The organism is Billgrantia tianxiuensis (assembly GCF_009834345.1).
Taxonomy (GTDB): Bacteria; Pseudomonadota; Gammaproteobacteria; order Pseudomonadales; family Halomonadaceae; genus Halomonas; species Halomonas tianxiuensis.
This window is the reverse complement of sequence record NZ_CP035042.1, coordinates 232,217-248,770: the sequence shown is the minus strand read 5'-3', so window position 1 is coordinate 248,770 and position 16,554 is coordinate 232,217. Positions and strand designations below refer to the sequence as shown.

Sequence of the window (16,554 nt, the reverse complement as noted above, 5' to 3'; positions counted from 1 at the left end):
GACTCTCTAACGCTCTGTCAATGTGGCTGCACAGAATGACACCAAGGGTGGTCGGCAAAACACCCAAGTACATGAGGAGAGGCCCCAATGGGTTATCGGCTGGGCATCGATACGGGCGGTACCTTTACCGACGCGGTCCTCCTGGACGAGGCCGACCAGGTGGTGGCGATGGCCAAGCGTCTGACGACGCGCCTGGACCTTCAGCAGGGCATCGCCGATGCCTTGAGGGCGCTGCCCGCCGACTTGCTGTCCCGGGTCGACCTGGTGTCACTGTCGTCGACGCTGACGACCAACTCGGCGGTAGAGGGCAAGGGAGCACCGATCTGTGTACTACTGATTGGGTATGACGAGCGACAGGTCAAGGCGACCGGACTGGTCTCACTCCTTGGCGCCAACAGTCTGATTATGCTGGGCGGCGGCCATGACGCGGAAGGTCGCGAACTCGCGCCCCTGGATGAGCAAGCCCTACGCAGAACAATCCTGGCCTGGCGGGAGCGGGTATCGGCCTTTGCCGTCTCGGCCTCCTTCAGTGTCCGCAACCCGGCTCACGAGCAGCGCACGGCGGAACTCGTGCATGAGCTGACAGGCAAACCGGTGACCTGCGGCCATGAGCTGGCGGCTTCTCTGGGGGCGCCGCGCCGTGCCATGACCGCAGCGCTGAATGCCCGCATGATCGCCTATGTTGCTCGTCTCATTGAGGCGGTCCAAGGGCTGTTGCACCGCCACCGTATTTTGGCACCGCTGATGATCGTGAAGGGCGACGGTTCACTGATTTCCGCTGACAGCGCCATCCTGCAGCCCATCACCACGGTGCTGTCCGGGCCAGCGGCCAGTGTCAACGGCGCCATGATGCTTAGCGGCCGCCGTAACCTGATCGTCGCCGACATGGGGGGAACCACGACGGATATTGCCGTGGTGCGAGACGGTTTGCCGACGCTCTCCTTCGACGGCGCCCGGGTGGGGGACTGGCGTCCCATGGTAGAGGCGATCAAGCTCTATTCCATCGGCCTTGGCGGCGATAGTGAAGTCACCTTCGCGCCTGGTCGAGGCCTTGCCATCGGACCTCGCCGCGTGTTGCCCATGAGCCTGTTGGTCAGTCAGCATCCCGAGCTACACGAGGCCCTGCTGCGGCAGCTCAACCTTCCTCCGGGCAGCAACCATAATCGCTTCGCCATGCGCCTACAACACGACGAAGCGCTTATGGGCCAGCTCAGCGTCGATGAGCATGAGGCCTGGGCGCAGTTGGGCGACGGACCAGTGGAAATGCTGAGTGCGGTGGAAGAGAAACGCTGGCTGGCCCGTGCACTAACCAGCCTGGAACGTCGTGGCCTGGTGATCTTCAGCGGTTTCACACCCACCGATGCCGCCCATGTCCTGGGTATCTCACGCCACTGGGATGTCGAGGCCGCCCGCCTGGCAGCGATCATCTGGGCCAAGCGCATGCGCCGCCAATACGGGCTTGGACGCTGGCCGGAAGGCGATGCGGAAGCGCCATCACGCGAGATCTATGGCCGAGTGGTCGAGGCCATCTCTACCAAACTGATCGAGGCGGGGCTGCATGATGCCGATGTCGATAGCCAGCAAGGGCGGCTGGCGGCCTCCTTGGCGGCATTGATCCTGCGTGGGAAGTCCCGTGTCGCCGTGGCCCCATCGGTCTTCACGCTGAAATTCGCGCCGACATCCCCTGTGGTCGCGGTGGGCGGGCCGGCAGCAAGCTACTATCCGGCGGTTGGCGAGGCGCTGGGCGCCGAAGTTGTGTTGCCTTCCCACGGCGAGGTGGCTAACGCCGTGGGCACGCTGCTCGGCCAAGTGGTTCAGCGGGTTCATGTCTCTGTTCTGCAGCCAGTACAAGGCCGCTTTAGGGTCTTCCTGCCCAATGGCCCCTGCGACCACGTCACACTCGAGGCAGCCTATGCGATGGCGCGGCAAACGGCCGCCGAGCGCGCTGAAGCCTTGGCTTGGCAGGCCGGTGCGGCCGAGGTGGAGGTGCGCTTCGAGATTGAGGAAAACCGTGTCGATAACGACATCGACGGGGAAGTCTTCTTCGAGGCGAGGGTAACGGCCTTGGCCATCGGACCACCGCGCCGTACTCGAACATGACAAGCCATACGCCCCGGCCATGGCCGGAATCATGTAGCTATTCGGATGATCGAGCGAAAACGAAGGCCTGCATGTGGAATGCCGCATGTTGCGAGTCGTAGCGTGATGGGGCACCGACCAGACAGGCACGTCGCGCCGCGCAGCCCAGCCGCATGCAGGCGCCGTCGGGCATGTCGCGCAGGTGCTGTGCGCAAGCTCCGATCCGATACTCGGAACCGGTGAAGGCATCGACCGGACAGGCGTCGAGACAGGCACGCTCGGCGCATCCCAGGCACGGCGACTCGTGTTCGGCCATTGGCGCGAGATCGTCCGGCACGTGGTCAAGCGCGAGCGCGAAGCGGTAGGCGTGCCACGAGCCGTATTCGGCGTGTATGACCAGGCCGAGCGGAGATGGGTGTACCGACTCGGCACGCGACGCCCAGCGCTGAAAGGGATAATGCGGCGGCCCGCCGAACGGATAGAGCGCACGCGCACCGTAGCGGGCAGCAAGCGCCTCTCCAATGCGTTGGCTCCAGCGGTCCAGCGGATCGCGTCTTCCGTCACAATATTCGGGCGAAGCAGCGAATTGGGGCCACAGCGACGAACCGACATTACCCACTAGCACCAGTGCTGCGGCCGGGATGGCGTGGGCAATCGGGGGCACATGATCCTCCGGCTCCACCTCGAAGGCTCCGCGCAAAACGAGCCCATGCGCCTCGAGTTCATGTTTCAGCTGAAACAGTCTCATCGGGGGAGTGCCACCTTCATTTCGCTGATCTGCGCATCAGTTTGCGCTATCCGCCGTGGTTGTACGCGATTGGCTGTGGCCGCTCGGCGGCCATGCGATTGGCATGGCGGGCATGGGTCCTTAGCGTTGTCGCGCATGACGAACGCCTGGTATGGCATCAGGTCCACGGCGACTGGCCGTGGAAGAGCGCGGCCACCTGTCCGGGGGGAGGGAAAGTCCCTGTGGAACTCGCCGCGTATCGGGGTCGAGCGGTGCATATCACCTCACGGAAACGAAGACTGGGGCGCCACCCACCATGGCGGTGGCCAATCGCTGGCCGTAGAGGCGCTCAAGGGCTGCAGGTACCAGCATGGCATCGCGCGACCCCCAACACGCTTCACCGTCGGGGTAGAGCAGCAGCAGATGGTCGCACCAGCGAGCGGCGAGGTTGAGGTCGTGCAGGCACAGCATAACCGCCCTGCCGGCCTGGGCCTCGCCAGCGAGCAGCGCCATCACCGCGGTCTGGTGATGCAGGTCAAGATGGTTGGTTGGCTCGTCGGCGAGCCAGATGGCCGGCGCCTGGGTCAGCACCGTGGCGATGGCCAGGCGCTGCCTTTCACCGCCCGAGAGCGTGCTGACTAGCCGCTCGGCCAAGTGGTCGACATCGAGCCGCTCGAGCGCAGCCTCGGCCAACTGTAGATCCTCGCCGCCCTCCATCTGCCAGGGCGACAGCCAGGGATGGCGCCCGATCAATGCCGTCTCGCGCACCGTGGCGGGAAAGCCGTCCTGGCGCTCCTGGAAGACCAGGCCCAGGGCGCGGGCGACCCGGCGGCGCGGCAGCGAGGCGAGCGCGCCCCCGTCGAGACGCACGCTGCCGGCCCGCGGTGCTCGCAGCCCCGCCAGGGTATGCAGCAAGGTGGTTTTGCCGGCCCCGTTGGGGCCGAGCACGCCCCACACCTGCCCGGGCTCCAGGTCCAGGTTCAGCGCCCGACCGTCGCGACGGCCCGGTACGTCGATGACCAGATTTCGCGCCTCGAGTCGGCTCATCAGCGGCTCCGGTAGAGCAGGTAGAGGAAGGTCGGTACGCCGAGCAGCGCCGTGATCACCCCCACCGGAAGCTGTTCCGGAGCGATGATGGTGCGCGCCAGGGTGTCGGCGAGCACCAGCAGGGTGCCGCCAGCCAGGGCACAAGCAGGCAGGATCAGACGTTGGTCGTTGCCCAGCATCAGGCGCAGCATGTGCGGTACCACCAGGCCGACGAAGCCGATGCTGCCGGCCGTGGTCACCGCCATGGCGGTGAGCAGGCTAGCCGTGATGTAGATCGTCCACTCCAGCGGACGCACCACCACGCCCAGGGCCGCGGCCTGCAGCGCCCCGCGGGCCAACACGTTGAGGCTGCGCCCCAGCGGGAAGGCGAGCAGGCACACCCCCAGCAGCACGACGAGCGGATAGCCGGGTGTGTGGGCGTAGGATAGATCGCCCATCAGCCAGTAGAGCATGCCGGGAAGACGCTCAACGGGGCTCACCGCCAGCATCAACGTGACCACCGCGCCCCACCCGGCCGCCACCACCACGCCGGTGAGCAGCAGGCGGGAAGGCGTCCAACTGCCGGTGCCATGGGCCAGGCCAAAAACCAGCAGTGTCGAGAGAAAGGCCCCGGCGAAAGCCGAGCCGCTGATCACCGCGCCGCCCAACCCGGCAAGCATCGCCGCCAGCGCTCCCACTGCGGCACCGCCCGAGAGGCCCAGCACGTAGGGGTCCGCCAAGGGATTGCGCAGCAATACCTGCATCAGCGCACCGGCCAATGCCAGCAGGCCACCGGTGGCAAATGCCGAGAGGGCCCGCGGCACACGCAGCTCCAACACCAAGGTGCGCGCCAGGGCGTCGCCGCGCCCCAGGGCCACCTCCCACAGCGCGGCGGGGGTGATGTTGACGCTGCCGACCGACACCGCCAACGCCATGGCGGCCATCGCCGCCAGCGCCAGCAGGCCCAGCGGGAAGGCCAGCCCTCCGTGCCTGACAGCGACCAGTGAGTACCTAGCGGCGTGCACGGGCTGCCTCCAGTTTCTCGCAGAACAGCCGGCTGCCCTCGAGCAGGCGCGGCGTGGGGCGCTGGATCAGCGACGGCGGCACGAAGAAGAGGTTGCCCTCCGCCACCGCCGTGAGGTTCGTGTACTGCTCCCAGTGGGTGAGCCATTCACGGCTCTCCTCGCCCATGCCGCCGGCCAATATCGCCTCGGGGTCGGCGTCGAGCACCGACTCGTCGCCGATGCGCGGCACCAGGCGCTCAAGGTCGCCGAAAACGTTGACGCCACCGCAGGCGGTCAGCACCGAGCCGATCAGGTGCGCGTCGTTGACGGTCATCAGCGGCTCGTCCCACACCTGATAGAAGACGCGCACCGGTGCTCGCCCGGCATAGCGTTCTCGAAGCTCGATCATGCCGTCGCGAAAGCGCCTCGCCTCGCGATCCGCGGCATCGGCTGTGCCGGCCAGGCGTCCCAGGCGCTCGATGGCGCTGGCCACGCCCTCGAAGGACCGCGGCTCGAGGTAGAACACCGGCAGGCCGAGCGCCTCCAGCATCTCCAGCTGCTCGGAGGGATTGCCGGTCACCCAGCCGATCACCAGTGTGGGCCGCAGGGCGACGAGGCGCTCCATGTCGATGCGCGTATGGCTGCCCAGCGAAGGCACCGCCTGGGCCTGCGGCGGGTAGTCGCTGAAGTCCACTACGGCCACTACCTGGTCACCGGCCCCGGCGGCATAGACCAGCTCGGTCGCACCGGGCGACAGCGCGGCGATGCGACCGGCGGGCACCGGCAGACACACCTCGCGGTCGCGGTCGTCGGTGGCGCAGAGCGAATCGGCATACGCCTCGCCGGCCGCCGGCCCCGACAGGGCCAGCAAGGCGCTGAAACCTACGGCGGGGCCAACGGCCCCGCCGAACCGGCCGCTACTGGCCAAAGTGGACACTGACGAAGGCCGCACGACCGGCGTTGAGGTAGTCATCGCCATCGAAGAAACGTGTCGTGACATACTCTTTATCAATGGCATTCTCCACAGTCAGTCGAGCCGACCACAGCGGTGCAAACTGCCAGCCGGCACGCAGATTGACCAGCCCGAAGCCACCGATTCGATCCGTGTTGGCGGCATCTTCGTAGCGATAGCCCTGCAGAACCCAGGAGCCCCCAGGAACCACTCGCCCAGCTCACGATCCACGTCGAAGCGGGCGCTCTGACTGGAACGGCGCCTAAGACGATTTCCGGTAGCCCGATCTTCAGGGTCGGTGTAGGTCGCGGCGGCAGCTAACGTCCAATCATCTACCTCAGCGCCCACGGAGAGTTCGACGCCACGGATACGCGTAGTGGGTACGTTCGTTGTCGGCTGCCCCATTTGCTGCCAGACGATCAGGTTGTCAATATCGGTCTGATAGATTGCGGCATCCCAGAACCAGCGCACATATTGGCCACGTACTCCGAGCTCCACCGTTTTGGATGTTTCCGCTTCTAACTCGGGATTGCCAAACCCCGGCCAATAAAGGTCGTTGAAAGTTGGCGCCTTGAAGGCGGTGCCATAGCTGGCTCGCAGGGTATGGTGGGAATTGATGTCATACCCCAGCGCCAGGCTACCGGTAATCTCGTCACCGTAGGCTTCGTTATCGTCATAACGCAGGCTGGCTTGAACGGCTAACGGTTCGAAATCGAGTAGCGCCTGGCCGAAAACGGCCTTGTTATCACGCTCCTCGATGTCATAAGGACCATCCCATGGCATATTCCCCGTGACACTACCGGCCACGCTATCGTTCATATACTCCGCACCGATAATCAACTCATGCCCCCTGAAGTCAGCGTGTTCTCCCAGCGGGCCGTGCGTGTCTGCGTATCAAGGATAGACCCCCAGAAGTGGTTGACGCTTTCATCGCGCGCTTCGCTCAGCGTCAAGCGACTACTCCAGCTGTCAGTTACCGGCAGTTCTCCATAAATTCCCGCCACCTGCTGCATATAATCAGTCGTGGCCATGGAGCCGCTCTCGTCATACTCCGTGGTACCGCGGGCTCTCAGCGCCAGAAATCCCACTTCTGCGCCGCTATCGAAGGTGTGCGACATTCGCGCCAGCGCAGAGGTGTTGTCGTACCCCATATCCTCACCACCACGACGCACCGGCGTGCCATCGGTGGTGAAGTGGCTGCCGGCAAAGCTGTAGCGGGTACCGCCGCTACTGCCGGAGAGTCCTGCACTGTATCGCTGGGTATCGAAGGAGCCGCCGCCTGCAGAGATGCGCGGGTGCGGGCCGCCCTCCTGAGCGTCATGGGTGAAGAGCTGCACCACGCCGCCTACCGCGTCGGCGCCGTAGAGGCTGCCCCGCGGGCCGCGCACGATCTCGGCGCGCTGGAACATGCGCGGGTCGAGGTACTGCCACGCAGGGCCGCCATCCGTAGCGGAGCGCAGGCGAATGCCGTCGATCATCAGCAGACTCTGGTTATTCGAGGTGCCGCGAATCGACACGCTGCTCTGTTTGCCGAAGCTGCCGTTGGAGCTGACGTCCACCCCGGGCTGGCCGCGCAGCAGATCGGTGACGCCGGTGGGGTCCTGGCGGCGTAGGGTCGTCTCGTCGAGCAGCGTAACGGAGGCCAGCGATTCGTCGGCGGTACGCGGCGCTAAGGTGGCGGTGATTACCAAGGGGTTGAGGTCGACGGCGATATCATCGCTGTCGGCTTCGGATTGGGCGTGAAGGCCCAGAGGAATGAGGGCCAGACCAAAGGCGGCCAGGCCACGGGAAGCGTTTCTGGTAGTGTTCATCAGTGTCCCTTGCTCGCCGTACCTGCCCGCACGGCAGTCGTGGTGCAATCACCGGGTTAGCAAGGAACGAGAAAGGGAGAACGACAGCAATAGCGCCAGCCCTGCCTCGGAGTCGCCCACCGCAACCCGGCATGAGGGAAACGCTGTCATACAGCATTTCCTGCACTCTCTGGCCGGTCTCCGGGCTGACGAGTGGACAATTAGCGTCCCAGAAGGCCACCTTCCCGTGTCAGGGCACAGTGGTGTAAGGCTTTCCTTGACTCGATTACCGTTGCGGGGGCAGCGTCGGAATGGCACGAGGCGCACCGACTTCTCGTTTCACCCCGGCGCGTCTGCGCGCGCCTAGGGCACCTGAGAGTGTCGCTAAGCTAGCAATCCGACCCCGCACGGTCAACGACAGCGGCGTGCCGGAATGCGACATGCCCTGCCATATCAAGCGGTTGACGAGCCCATGGCAGCCGAACGCCTCGTGGTCGTAACCAGCCAGCTTGATCCACAAGCACTCACGGGCTCGGTCGGGGTGCTGAGCTTCACGTTCCGAGAGACCGTGCGTTCGACCACCGACCGGGCGGCTCTGATGACGCATTCATCTGCAGCCTCCCGGAAATTGCCGGCGCCATCGAGAACAAAAAGTTGCAGGCCATGCGGGGGAGGCCGAGCTGAAGCGTGCATCAGAAGCGCTAGATATACTAAAAAAGCCACCGTGTACTAAGGGCTGACGTTCCCCGGCCCCCTGCAGGAGTGCCTTTGTAGCAGCCCTTCTTGCTTTTCGATCCTTTGCGCCCCCACGTTATGATGGGTTTGCTTTGCTCTGCGACAATTCGCCTCAGGTTCGCGCACCAAATAACAAGTATTTTACATGATTATTATAATTTCCCCGACGAAGGAGACCCTCATGCTCACCTCACAGCAGGAGCAGCTCATCGAGGCCACCGCCCCGGTGGTAGCAGAGCACCTCGATGCCATTACCCAGCGTTTCTATCCGTTGATGTTCAAGCGCTACCCCGACGTGGCCTCGCTGTTCAATGAGGCGCACCAGCAGAGCGGTGCCCAGCAACGGGCCCTGGCCGGTGCCGTATTGGCCTACGTGCAGCTGCGCCAGGATCCCGCCAGGGCGAGAGGAGTGCTGGCCACAGTGGTAGAGAAACACGTGTCGCTGGGCATTCAGCCCGACCAGTACCCCATTGTCGGCGAGTGCCTGATGGCCGCCATCGGCGAGGAGCTGGGTGACGCTCTGACGCCAGAGATCGCCGAAGCGTGGGCAGCGCTCTATGAAGAGCTGGCCGGCCTGTTGATTGAGCTGGAAGATCGTCGGTACCAGGCTTTCGCTCTGAAACCCGGTGGCTGGCGCGGTTTACGTCGATTCCGCATCGCCGCGACTCGGCAAGAAAGCGCGATGATTCGCTCCTTCGTCCTCGAGCCGGAGGACGAAGGCCCGGTAGCAGATCATGAGCCCGGCCAGTACATCGGCGTGCGACTCGGTATCGAGGGCGAGACGCTCTATCGCCACTACAGCCTCTCGGACCTGCCAAATGGCCGCACCTATCGGATCTCGATCAAGCGTGAGCCCGAGGGTCGAGCCAGCCGCTACTTTCACGACGTGCTCAACGTTGGCGACAGCGTAGACCTTCTGCCTCCGGCCGGGGAGCTTACGCTACAGGGAGGCAATGAACCGCTGCTGTTGATCAGTGGTGGAGTGGGCCAGACACCTATTCTGCCGCTGGCTCGCCAGGCGCTGGCCGAGGGTAGGCAGGTAGTCTATCTTCATGCCGCCATCGACGCCGAGCATCACGCCTTCCGGCAGGAGGTCGCCGCGATGCGCGAAGTGCATCCCTCTAAGCTCAAGGTCGTCGCCATACACGAATACGGCGACGATGCCGACCACTGCGGCCGCCTCGATCGCGAGCTACTGAGACACTACCTGCCCGCATCCAACCCGCGCTGCTACTTCGTTGGCCCCCAGGGTTTCATGAGTGCGGTGAACCAGGCCTTGGCAGAGCTCGGCGTTGAAGAGGATCGACGCCACTTTGAGCACTTCGGCCCGTCCCGCCCTATTGAAGCTGCCTGATACTCTCGCTACTAGCCCCGTCAAAGGCACAGGCCATCTTTGGCGGGGTCGAGCATTTCGCCCCATGACCCATCAGCGCCTACCGCGCTGAACACTGCATCGAGGCATCTGATGCCGTGCGCGAACAGCGCCAAGCAGAAATAGCATCCGAGCCAGATCATTCGGCTTGGAGTTAGCGATAGTGTCTTAACTGGACCGGTCACTCGCGCCAGTAGTCGTTAGCCGCAGCCACCGTCTGGAAATGGGTCGCAATGACATGCGAAATGGCAATAAGGCTGTTGGGATCTGCTGCGTACTCCGGTCGTAGCTCTTTTCGCACTTCGGCATCGGTCTGTGTCGTGGCGACACCCTTCTGCGATAGTTTCACGGCCAGGGCAAACCCCTCCCGAGGAGTTTCCGTCATGAGACTGGGCAACCACGAATCGGAGGCTGCCTGCCCCTCGTGTTCGTCCGCCGATAGGACGGCCGCACCCATCAGTAGCCCTAGGAGGCTTACGATAGCAATGCTTGCGTACCTGGTCGCGGAGGACTTCGGCGCAATGATCGTCATGGCTGGCTCCTGTTGTTTTCGTTGTGCCTTGCCGGGAGGACACTTTATAAGAAGCATTCAATCTACCTTTTCAAGACTAGAGTCTATTCCGGCCCCGTCAAGGGAAGGATTTCAGTCCTTGCTCAACTGATCCGGGAGCGGCTCCATCTCCGTTGCCTTGCCTAGCCACCCCCAGTCGTCGAACAGCACGTAGAGTGCCGGGATCACCAACAGTACGAGCACAGTAGCGCTGAGCAGGCCAAACACCACCGAGATCACCAGTGGCTTGATGGCCGCCGCCTGGGTACTGGTTTCTGCCAGCAGTGGCAGCAGCCCGGCGATGGTAGTGGTGGACGAGATCAGGATGGCGCGCAGCCGGTCGCGGCTAGCCTGGCCGGCGGCTGCAACGGCATCCAACCCACGCTCGCGATGGGTCTTGATGAAGTGGATCAGCAGGATGGCGTTGTTGACCACAATACCGGCCAGCGACGCCGCACCAATCAGCGAGGGCATGGAGAGGTAGTAGCCCATGAGCACATGGCCCCAGATGGCGCCGATGAAGGCCAGCGGGATCGAGAGCATGACGATTAGCGGCTCCACGTAACTGCGAAACTGGAAGGAGAGGATCACGAAGATCCCCACCAGGCCGATCAACAGCCCGCGGCCGATGGAGCCGCCGGTCTCGGCGGAGCTGGCCACCTGCCCCTCGAAGGAGATCGCCACATTGGGGTGGCGGGTAAGGAAAACCTCCAGCCAGCCGCTACCGGTGAGGTCATCGACGATAGCCTGGCCGCTGGCTTGGCGTGCATCCACGTTGGCTTCCACGGTGACGGTACGCCGCCCGTCGATACGGGTGATGCGCGCCCATTCGCGTCGCTCCTCGGCGTTGGCCACCACCTCCAGAGGCACCCGGAGCCCACCCGGCAGGGCGATGGTAAGGTCCGCCAGATCATCAAGGGAGCTTCTGTCCCCCTCGGCTAGGCGGATCAGCACTTCGATCTCCTGGTCGCCGATGCGCTGGGTATCGGCAATCTCACCCAGCAGCGCCGCGCGCAGTTGGCCGGCCACCTCCTCGGCGGAAAGCCCCAGGCCGTGGGCACCCTCGGCCATGGAGAAGGCCAGCTGGGTCTTGCCCAGACGCAGGTCATCCATGACGTTGTGGACGGCCGCGTAGCCCTCGAGATGGCCCCCAGCTCCAGCGCCGCCGCCTTCATGGCTTCTAGGTTCTCCCCGGCCAGTCGCACTTCTACCGGCACCCCGGCGGGGCCGAAGCCGGGTTCCTGGATGATAAGCCGCTGCAGGCCCTCGATCTTGCCGATAGCCTCCCGCCATGCCTCGGTCAGCGTATCGAGAGTGACACTACGTCGCTCGGCGGTGAGCAGGTCGACGCTGACGGTGGCCACATGGGGGCCCGCCTCTCGGGCGCTGAGGTTGTGGTTGAAGCGCACCTGTATCGCCTCGACCAGGGAGGCGCCCTCCGGCTGTTCGGGTGAGTAGCGCGCGTCCAGGTCACGCATCGCCGCCTCGACCCGCTCGGCCACCGCCTCGGTGCGCGCCAGGGGCGTACCCTGGGGCATCAGAATGCGCGCCTCCAGCACGTCGCCATCGATATCCGGCATCGCCTCACTACCCACGTGCCCCCCGGCAATGAAGCCGGCGGAGGCCAGGGTCACCGTCAGCAACAGGCCCAGCACCGCATGCCGAAAGCGGATCGCCCGGTCGGCCAGCCCCCGACGGCCTCACGAAAATTTGCGAAACGTCGCTCGAAGGCGGCCCGGAAGCGGGAGTCGTGACCATCGCCCAGGCTCCCCACGCTGCCTTTGAGGTGGTGAGGGAGGATCCAGAACGCCTCGATGAGGCTCGCCATTAGCGCTGCGATCAGCACTACTGGCAGCACCTCCAGCACTGCACCCAACTCCCCGGCAAGGAAGGAGAGCGGGGTGAACACCGCTACCGTGGTAAGAAATGACGAAAGCACCCCGGGCAGCACCTGGCGGGTTCCCTCGACCACTGCCTCCAGCGGCGACTTCCGGTGCAAGGCATGAGAGGCGATGTTGTCGGTGATAACGATGGCATCATCCATGACGATACCGATGGCCATCAACAGCGCCACCAGAGTGATCATGTTGAGCGACAGCCCGGCGAACGCCATCACCGCGAAAGCGCCCATGAAGGCAACCGGCAGACCCAGCACCGCCCACAGCGCCAGACGGGGGCGGAAGAACAGGCTCATCACCAGCACTACCAGTACCAGGCCCATCAAGCCGTTATCCACCAGCATCCGCAAGCGGTCGCGGACAATGCTTGTCGCATCCTGGGTCAAAGTCAGCGATATGCCGCCGTCGAAGCGGTGACACTCGTCCTCGAGCAGCGCCTCGAGCCGCTCCTTGACCGTCAGGGCATCTTCACGCAGCGCCTTGCTAACCTCCAGCACCAGCGCCGGCTCGCTATTGAAGCGAAGCGTCTCTTCCGCGCGCTCACCGGCCTCAGTGAAGGTGGCCAGCTCACCAAGAGTAAGTTCACCACCTCCGGCGTCGGAAACTACCACCAGCTCGGCCAGTTCGGCCATGGAGCGGCGCTGGTCGGTAAAGCGCAGCAAAATATCGCGATCGGCCGTTTCCAGAGTGCCCAGCGGCAGGTCCAGGCTCTGAGCGGAGATGCGTTGCGCCAGCTCCTGAGCCGAGAGGCCATGCTGGCCGAGCACCTCGCGGGGCACCTCGACCTGCCATTGGCGCTGCGACATGCCATGGATTGCCACGTCCGCCACGCCGGGCAGCGCCATGATGCGCTCCTCCAGGCGCAGGGCGTACTCCTCGAGCTGGCGAATGGGCATGTCGGCTGTTACTGCGACCGCGGCGACCAGATCGCTGCGGTGCAGTTCGCGAACTACTGGGAGCTCGGCCCGTGCCGGTAGCTCAGTGATGGCACCGACTTCGGTATCGATCTCGCTCATGAAGCGTATGGCATCGCCGCCGGCCTCCATGGTGGCGGTGGCGCTGGCCAGGTTGTCCTGAGCCACGCAGACAAACTCATCGAGGAATTCCACGCCTTTAACGGCATCGAACAGGCGCCGGCAGATTGCATCCTCGACGTCGGCGGCGCTGGCCCCGCGGTAGGCCACCTCCACGGACACCTCAACCGGGCGATAGTCGGGGAAAGTCTCGCGCTTGAGGCTGGGGGCGGCGAACAATCCGGCGGCCAGCAGCAGGATCAGCAGCAGGTTGGCAGCGGTGGGATGCCCGGCGAACCAGCGAATCATGGCCGCTCTCCCGACGATGCTTCGCCCCGGGCCAGGGCGGCCAGGCGTGCCTCGGCAGCATCGTCTCGACGCACGGAGAGCGCCATTCCATCGATGGCCGGCTGCAGGTCATCGAGGATTACGCGCTCCCCGGGACCAAGCCCGCCTCGATCACCGCCAGCCCCCCCTGCTTGAATGCCACGGAGACCGGGCGTCGCACCAGGCGCCCCTGCTCGTCAGCCAGATAAAGCTCACCCTGATGGAGCGCCGACGATGGCACTACCATTGAGGCCTCGGGGCCGGGGGCCGTGAGCCGCACCCGGGTATACATATCGCGCTGCAGCGGCGGTCGATCGGGAGGCCGTGCACCGCGCCAAGGATGGTCGACCCTGACGACTATTCGAACGGCGCGGGTGGCCGGGTCGAGGCCGCTGGCCACGCGCACCACCCGGCCCGTCCAGCCCACACCGGACGCCCCGACCAGCTCCAGCTCCGCATCGATTGCATCAAGGTCGATGCGCTCGCTCAGATCCAGGGAGCCGGGCTCGAGTTCGGCCGGCGCCACACTACCCAGCAGGCGTCGCACCACGCTGAAGGGAAGCCTCGCCTCCACTTCGGCAGCCGCCAGGCTATCCGCCTCGAATAGGCTCTGGCCCACACTGACGAACTGGTGAAGCTCTACCTCTACCTCACCCAAGCGCAAGTCATAGGGCGCCACGAAACGGGTATCCGCCAGGTCACGACGCGCCTGGGCCAGGCGCACCGATGCTCGCTCGCGCTGGGCTGGCAGCAAGGCCAAGGCATTCTCCAACGTGGCCACCGCCTGGCGTTGCGCTACAGTGCTGCGACGCTGAGCATCACGTTGAGAAGTGGAAACAGAACCGGTAGACGCCAGGCGCTCGATGCGTGAAAGCTCCTGCTCGGCGAGATCGAGTGCCTGGCGCTCCAGGCCCAGCAAACGCCGAGTATTGGCCTCCTCTGCCTCTAGTTGAGTCAATTCCGCCTCGGCTTCGGCGATGGCCAGCTCATAGCGACTCGGGTCTAGCGCCAGCAGCAGGGTGCCTGCACGCAGTAGTGTGCCGCTCTCCAGCGCCGGATGGCGCTCCACCACCCTGCCCGAGACATTGGCCACCGCCTGCCAGGTCTCGGCGGGGCGCGCCACGCCGTGGCCGCGCGCCTCGAGGCGAAACGGCAGGGGCCGGGCCTCGATCACCGCCACCGCCTTGGGGGCAGGCGGTGAGTCACTGTGCTCCGGTGTCTGACGGTTGACCACAAACATCACCAGAAGCACCACGCCGACGGCCAGGCCAATGACAACCGCCAGTACACGCCCCAGACGTTGAGCCAGGACTGTCATGGGTGCGTCCCTCGCTCCTGCTGGATGCCGTGACAGTAAAGATCGAACGCTCCTTGGGCCTGCTCGGCTATATGGTTCATGCTACCGATCATCAGCGATTGCATGACCAGGCCCTGGATGGTGCCGATGAACTGCGTGGCAGCCGCCTCGATATTCAGCTCTCGGCGCAGATCGCCGGCTTCCTGTGCCTCGATCAGCAATTTCTCGATCCGCTCACGGTAGAGAAACAGCAGTGAGCGAACCATACGGCGGGCCGGGGTCGGCCGAGCGTGCTGCAGTTGCCCCATCATCAGCCGAGGCACACCAGGGTGCTCGACAATGAAGGCGATATGGGCATGAAACATTGCTTCCAGCGCAGCCAAAGGACTATCTGCCGAGGCAGCGGCTCTATCCAGCCGCTTGATTATACGCTCGGCTATTCGGCCGATGACCGCCTCCCAGACCGCGTCCTTACTCGGAAAGTGGCGGAACAGTGCTCCTTGAGTAACCCGCATGTGTTTGGCGATGCTGCCGGTAGTGATATTGGCGGGATCATCCCGTGCGCTCAATTCAATGACCGTATCGACAGTTCGTTCCCGGCGCTCTGCAGCGGTTAGATTGCGTTTTCCTGACATACCCGACCCCATAAGATAGTGACTAGTTACTATCTTATGGCGAGAATACTCACCGCGCCAGCGCTATCCCGCTTCGCCATGACCCTCATCAAAAGCGGCCCTCGCGTAGTCGACTAGCATGGTCGGGTTTACCCAGACTGCGAGGAGAGCGACATGGAGCTCGTCTGCCCGGCCGGCAACCTGCCGGCCCTGAAGCGGGCGGTGGATGAAGGCGCCGATGCCGTCTACTTCGGCTTCCAGAACGCCACCAACGCCCGGCAGTTCGCCGGCCTGAACTTCACCGACAAGCGCGCCCGCGAAGGCATCGACTACGCCCATGCCCGCGGCAAGCGGGTGTTCTGCGCCATCAACACCTATCCGCAGCCCGACGGCTGGGCCCAGTGGACCCGCGCCGTGGACCAGGCCGCCGAGCTCGGCGTCGACGCCCTGATCATGGCCGACATGGGCCTGCTCGACTATGCCGCCCGTCGCTATCCGGAGCTCCCTCGCCACCTCTCGGTGCAGGGGTCGGCCACCAGCCATGAGGCGCTGCGCTTCTACCACGACCAGTTCGGCATCAAGCGCGCCGTGCTGCCGCGGGTGCTCTCCATCACCCAGGTGCGGGATCTGGCCAAGCAGAGCCCAGTGGAGCTCGAGGTGTTCGCCTTCGGCAGCCTGTGCATCATGGCCGAGGGGCGCTGCTACCTGTCGTCGTACCTCACAGGCGAGTCGCCCAATACCCGCGGGGTCTGCTCGCCGGCGGCCCACGTACGCTGGGAGGAGACCCCGCAAGGACTCGAGTCGCGGCTCAACGGCGTGCTGATCGACCGCTACGGCGAGGGCGAGCGGGCCGGCTACCCCACCCTGTGCAAGGGGCGCTTCGAGGTCGGCGGCGAGACCTACCACGCTATCGAGGAGCCCACCAGCCTCAACACCCTGGAGCTGCTGCCGGAGCTCGCCGAACTCGGCATCAGCGCGGTGAAGATCGAGGGCCGCCAGCGCAGCCCGGCCTACGTGTCGAAGGTGGCCGGGATCTGGCGCCAGGCGCTGGACCGCCTGGAGCGCGCGCCCGAGCGCTTCCACCCCGACCCCGCCTGGATGGCCGGCCTCGGCGAGGTCTCCGAGGGCGCCACCACTACCCTGGGCGCCTACGAACGCCGCTGGAAATAG

Annotated in this window: 13 protein-coding genes, 1 pseudogene and 1 riboswitch; of the genes and pseudogenes, 3 read left to right on the top strand and 11 right to left on the bottom strand. The window is 64.8% G+C overall.

All coding sequences use genetic code 11. The annotated features are described in order from the left end of the window. The first annotated feature begins 87 nt into the window (after positions 1 to 87). Positions 88 to 2,100: a hydantoinase/oxoprolinase N-terminal domain-containing protein gene (locus tag EKK97_RS01130; RefSeq protein WP_159548120.1), complete on the top strand. Its 2,013-nt coding sequence runs from the start codon at positions 88 to 90 to the stop codon at positions 2,098 to 2,100. Between the two features lie 37 nt (positions 2,101 to 2,137). Here EKK97_RS01130 and EKK97_RS01125 read toward each other — a convergent pair whose 3' ends face one another. From EKK97_RS01125 to EKK97_RS01105, 5 genes and pseudogenes are all read right to left on the bottom strand, one after another. After that, positions 2,138 to 2,827 carry a hypothetical protein gene (locus tag EKK97_RS01125; RefSeq protein WP_159548118.1) on the bottom strand — a complete coding sequence of 230 codons (690 nt, stop codon included), beginning with the start codon at positions 2,825 to 2,827 and terminating at the stop codon, positions 2,138 to 2,140. A gap of 258 nt (positions 2,828 to 3,085) precedes the next feature. Further along, positions 3,086 to 3,853 (bottom strand): ABC transporter ATP-binding protein, encoded by a 768-nt coding sequence (locus EKK97_RS01120; protein ID WP_159548116.1) that lies wholly within the window; start codon positions 3,851 to 3,853, stop codon positions 3,086 to 3,088. Continuing rightward, positions 3,853 to 4,776, bottom strand: a complete 924-nt coding sequence (locus EKK97_RS01115) for a FecCD family ABC transporter permease (RefSeq protein ID WP_159555646.1) — start codon at positions 4,774 to 4,776, stop codon at positions 3,853 to 3,855. Before EKK97_RS01115 ends, EKK97_RS01120 begins: the two co-directional genes overlap by 1 nt. Positions 4,777 to 4,843: 67 nt before the next feature. Then, a complete protein-coding gene (locus tag EKK97_RS01110) occupies positions 4,844 to 5,707 on the bottom strand; it encodes a cobalamin-binding protein (protein ID WP_234286998.1) in 864 nt (287 codons plus the stop codon). A 46-nt stretch (positions 5,708 to 5,753) separates the two neighbouring features. After that, positions 5,754 to 7,599, bottom strand: a pseudogene (locus EKK97_RS01105) (TonB-dependent receptor domain-containing protein). A 154-nt stretch (positions 7,600 to 7,753) separates the two neighbouring features. After that, a riboswitch (cobalamin riboswitch) is annotated at positions 7,754 to 7,969 on the bottom strand. Between the two features lie 525 nt (positions 7,970 to 8,494). Here EKK97_RS01105 and hmpA point away from each other — a divergent pair. Then, complete coding sequence (hmpA, locus tag EKK97_RS01100; protein ID WP_159548114.1) at positions 8,495 to 9,667, top strand: NO-inducible flavohemoprotein; 1,173 nt, start codon at positions 8,495 to 8,497, stop codon at positions 9,665 to 9,667. A 199-nt stretch (positions 9,668 to 9,866) separates the two neighbouring features. Here hmpA and EKK97_RS01095 read toward each other — a convergent pair whose 3' ends face one another. The 6 genes from EKK97_RS01095 to EKK97_RS01080 all read right to left on the bottom strand — a co-directional run bounded on the left by EKK97_RS01095 (position 9,867) and on the right by EKK97_RS01080 (position 15,405). Further along, positions 9,867 to 10,217 (bottom strand): hexameric tyrosine-coordinated heme protein, encoded by a 351-nt coding sequence (locus EKK97_RS01095; RefSeq protein WP_201296984.1) that lies wholly within the window; start codon positions 10,215 to 10,217, stop codon positions 9,867 to 9,869. 111 nt (positions 10,218 to 10,328) lie between these two features. After that, positions 10,329 to 11,264, bottom strand: a complete 936-nt coding sequence (locus EKK97_RS23525; protein WP_236551439.1) for an efflux RND transporter permease subunit — start codon at positions 11,262 to 11,264, stop codon at positions 10,329 to 10,331. Further along, positions 11,183 to 11,878 (bottom strand): hypothetical protein, encoded by a 696-nt coding sequence (locus tag EKK97_RS24155; RefSeq protein ID WP_236551342.1) that lies wholly within the window; start codon positions 11,876 to 11,878, stop codon positions 11,183 to 11,185. The genes EKK97_RS23525 and EKK97_RS24155 overlap by 82 nt, the downstream gene beginning before the upstream one ends. Then, the gene (locus tag EKK97_RS23520) at positions 11,872 to 13,455 is read right to left on the bottom strand and encodes an efflux RND transporter permease subunit (protein WP_201296982.1); all 1,584 of its coding nucleotides are present in this window, start codon (positions 13,453 to 13,455) and stop codon (positions 11,872 to 11,874) included. Before EKK97_RS23520 ends, EKK97_RS24155 begins: the two co-directional genes overlap by 7 nt. A 118-nt stretch (positions 13,456 to 13,573) precedes the next feature. Then, on the bottom strand, positions 13,574 to 14,791 hold the full coding sequence (locus EKK97_RS01085; protein ID WP_201296981.1) for an efflux RND transporter periplasmic adaptor subunit: 1,218 nt from the start codon (positions 14,789 to 14,791) through the stop codon (positions 13,574 to 13,576). Continuing rightward, on the bottom strand, positions 14,788 to 15,405 hold the full coding sequence (locus EKK97_RS01080) for a TetR/AcrR family transcriptional regulator (protein ID WP_159548112.1): 618 nt from the start codon (positions 15,403 to 15,405) through the stop codon (positions 14,788 to 14,790). The genes EKK97_RS01085 and EKK97_RS01080 overlap by 4 nt, the downstream gene beginning before the upstream one ends. A 153-nt stretch (positions 15,406 to 15,558) precedes the next feature. Here EKK97_RS01080 and ubiU point away from each other — a divergent pair, with 153 nt between their 5' ends. Next, the gene (gene ubiU / locus EKK97_RS01075) at positions 15,559 to 16,554 is read left to right on the top strand and encodes a ubiquinone anaerobic biosynthesis protein UbiU (protein ID WP_159548110.1); all 996 of its coding nucleotides are present in this window, start codon (positions 15,559 to 15,561) and stop codon (positions 16,552 to 16,554) included.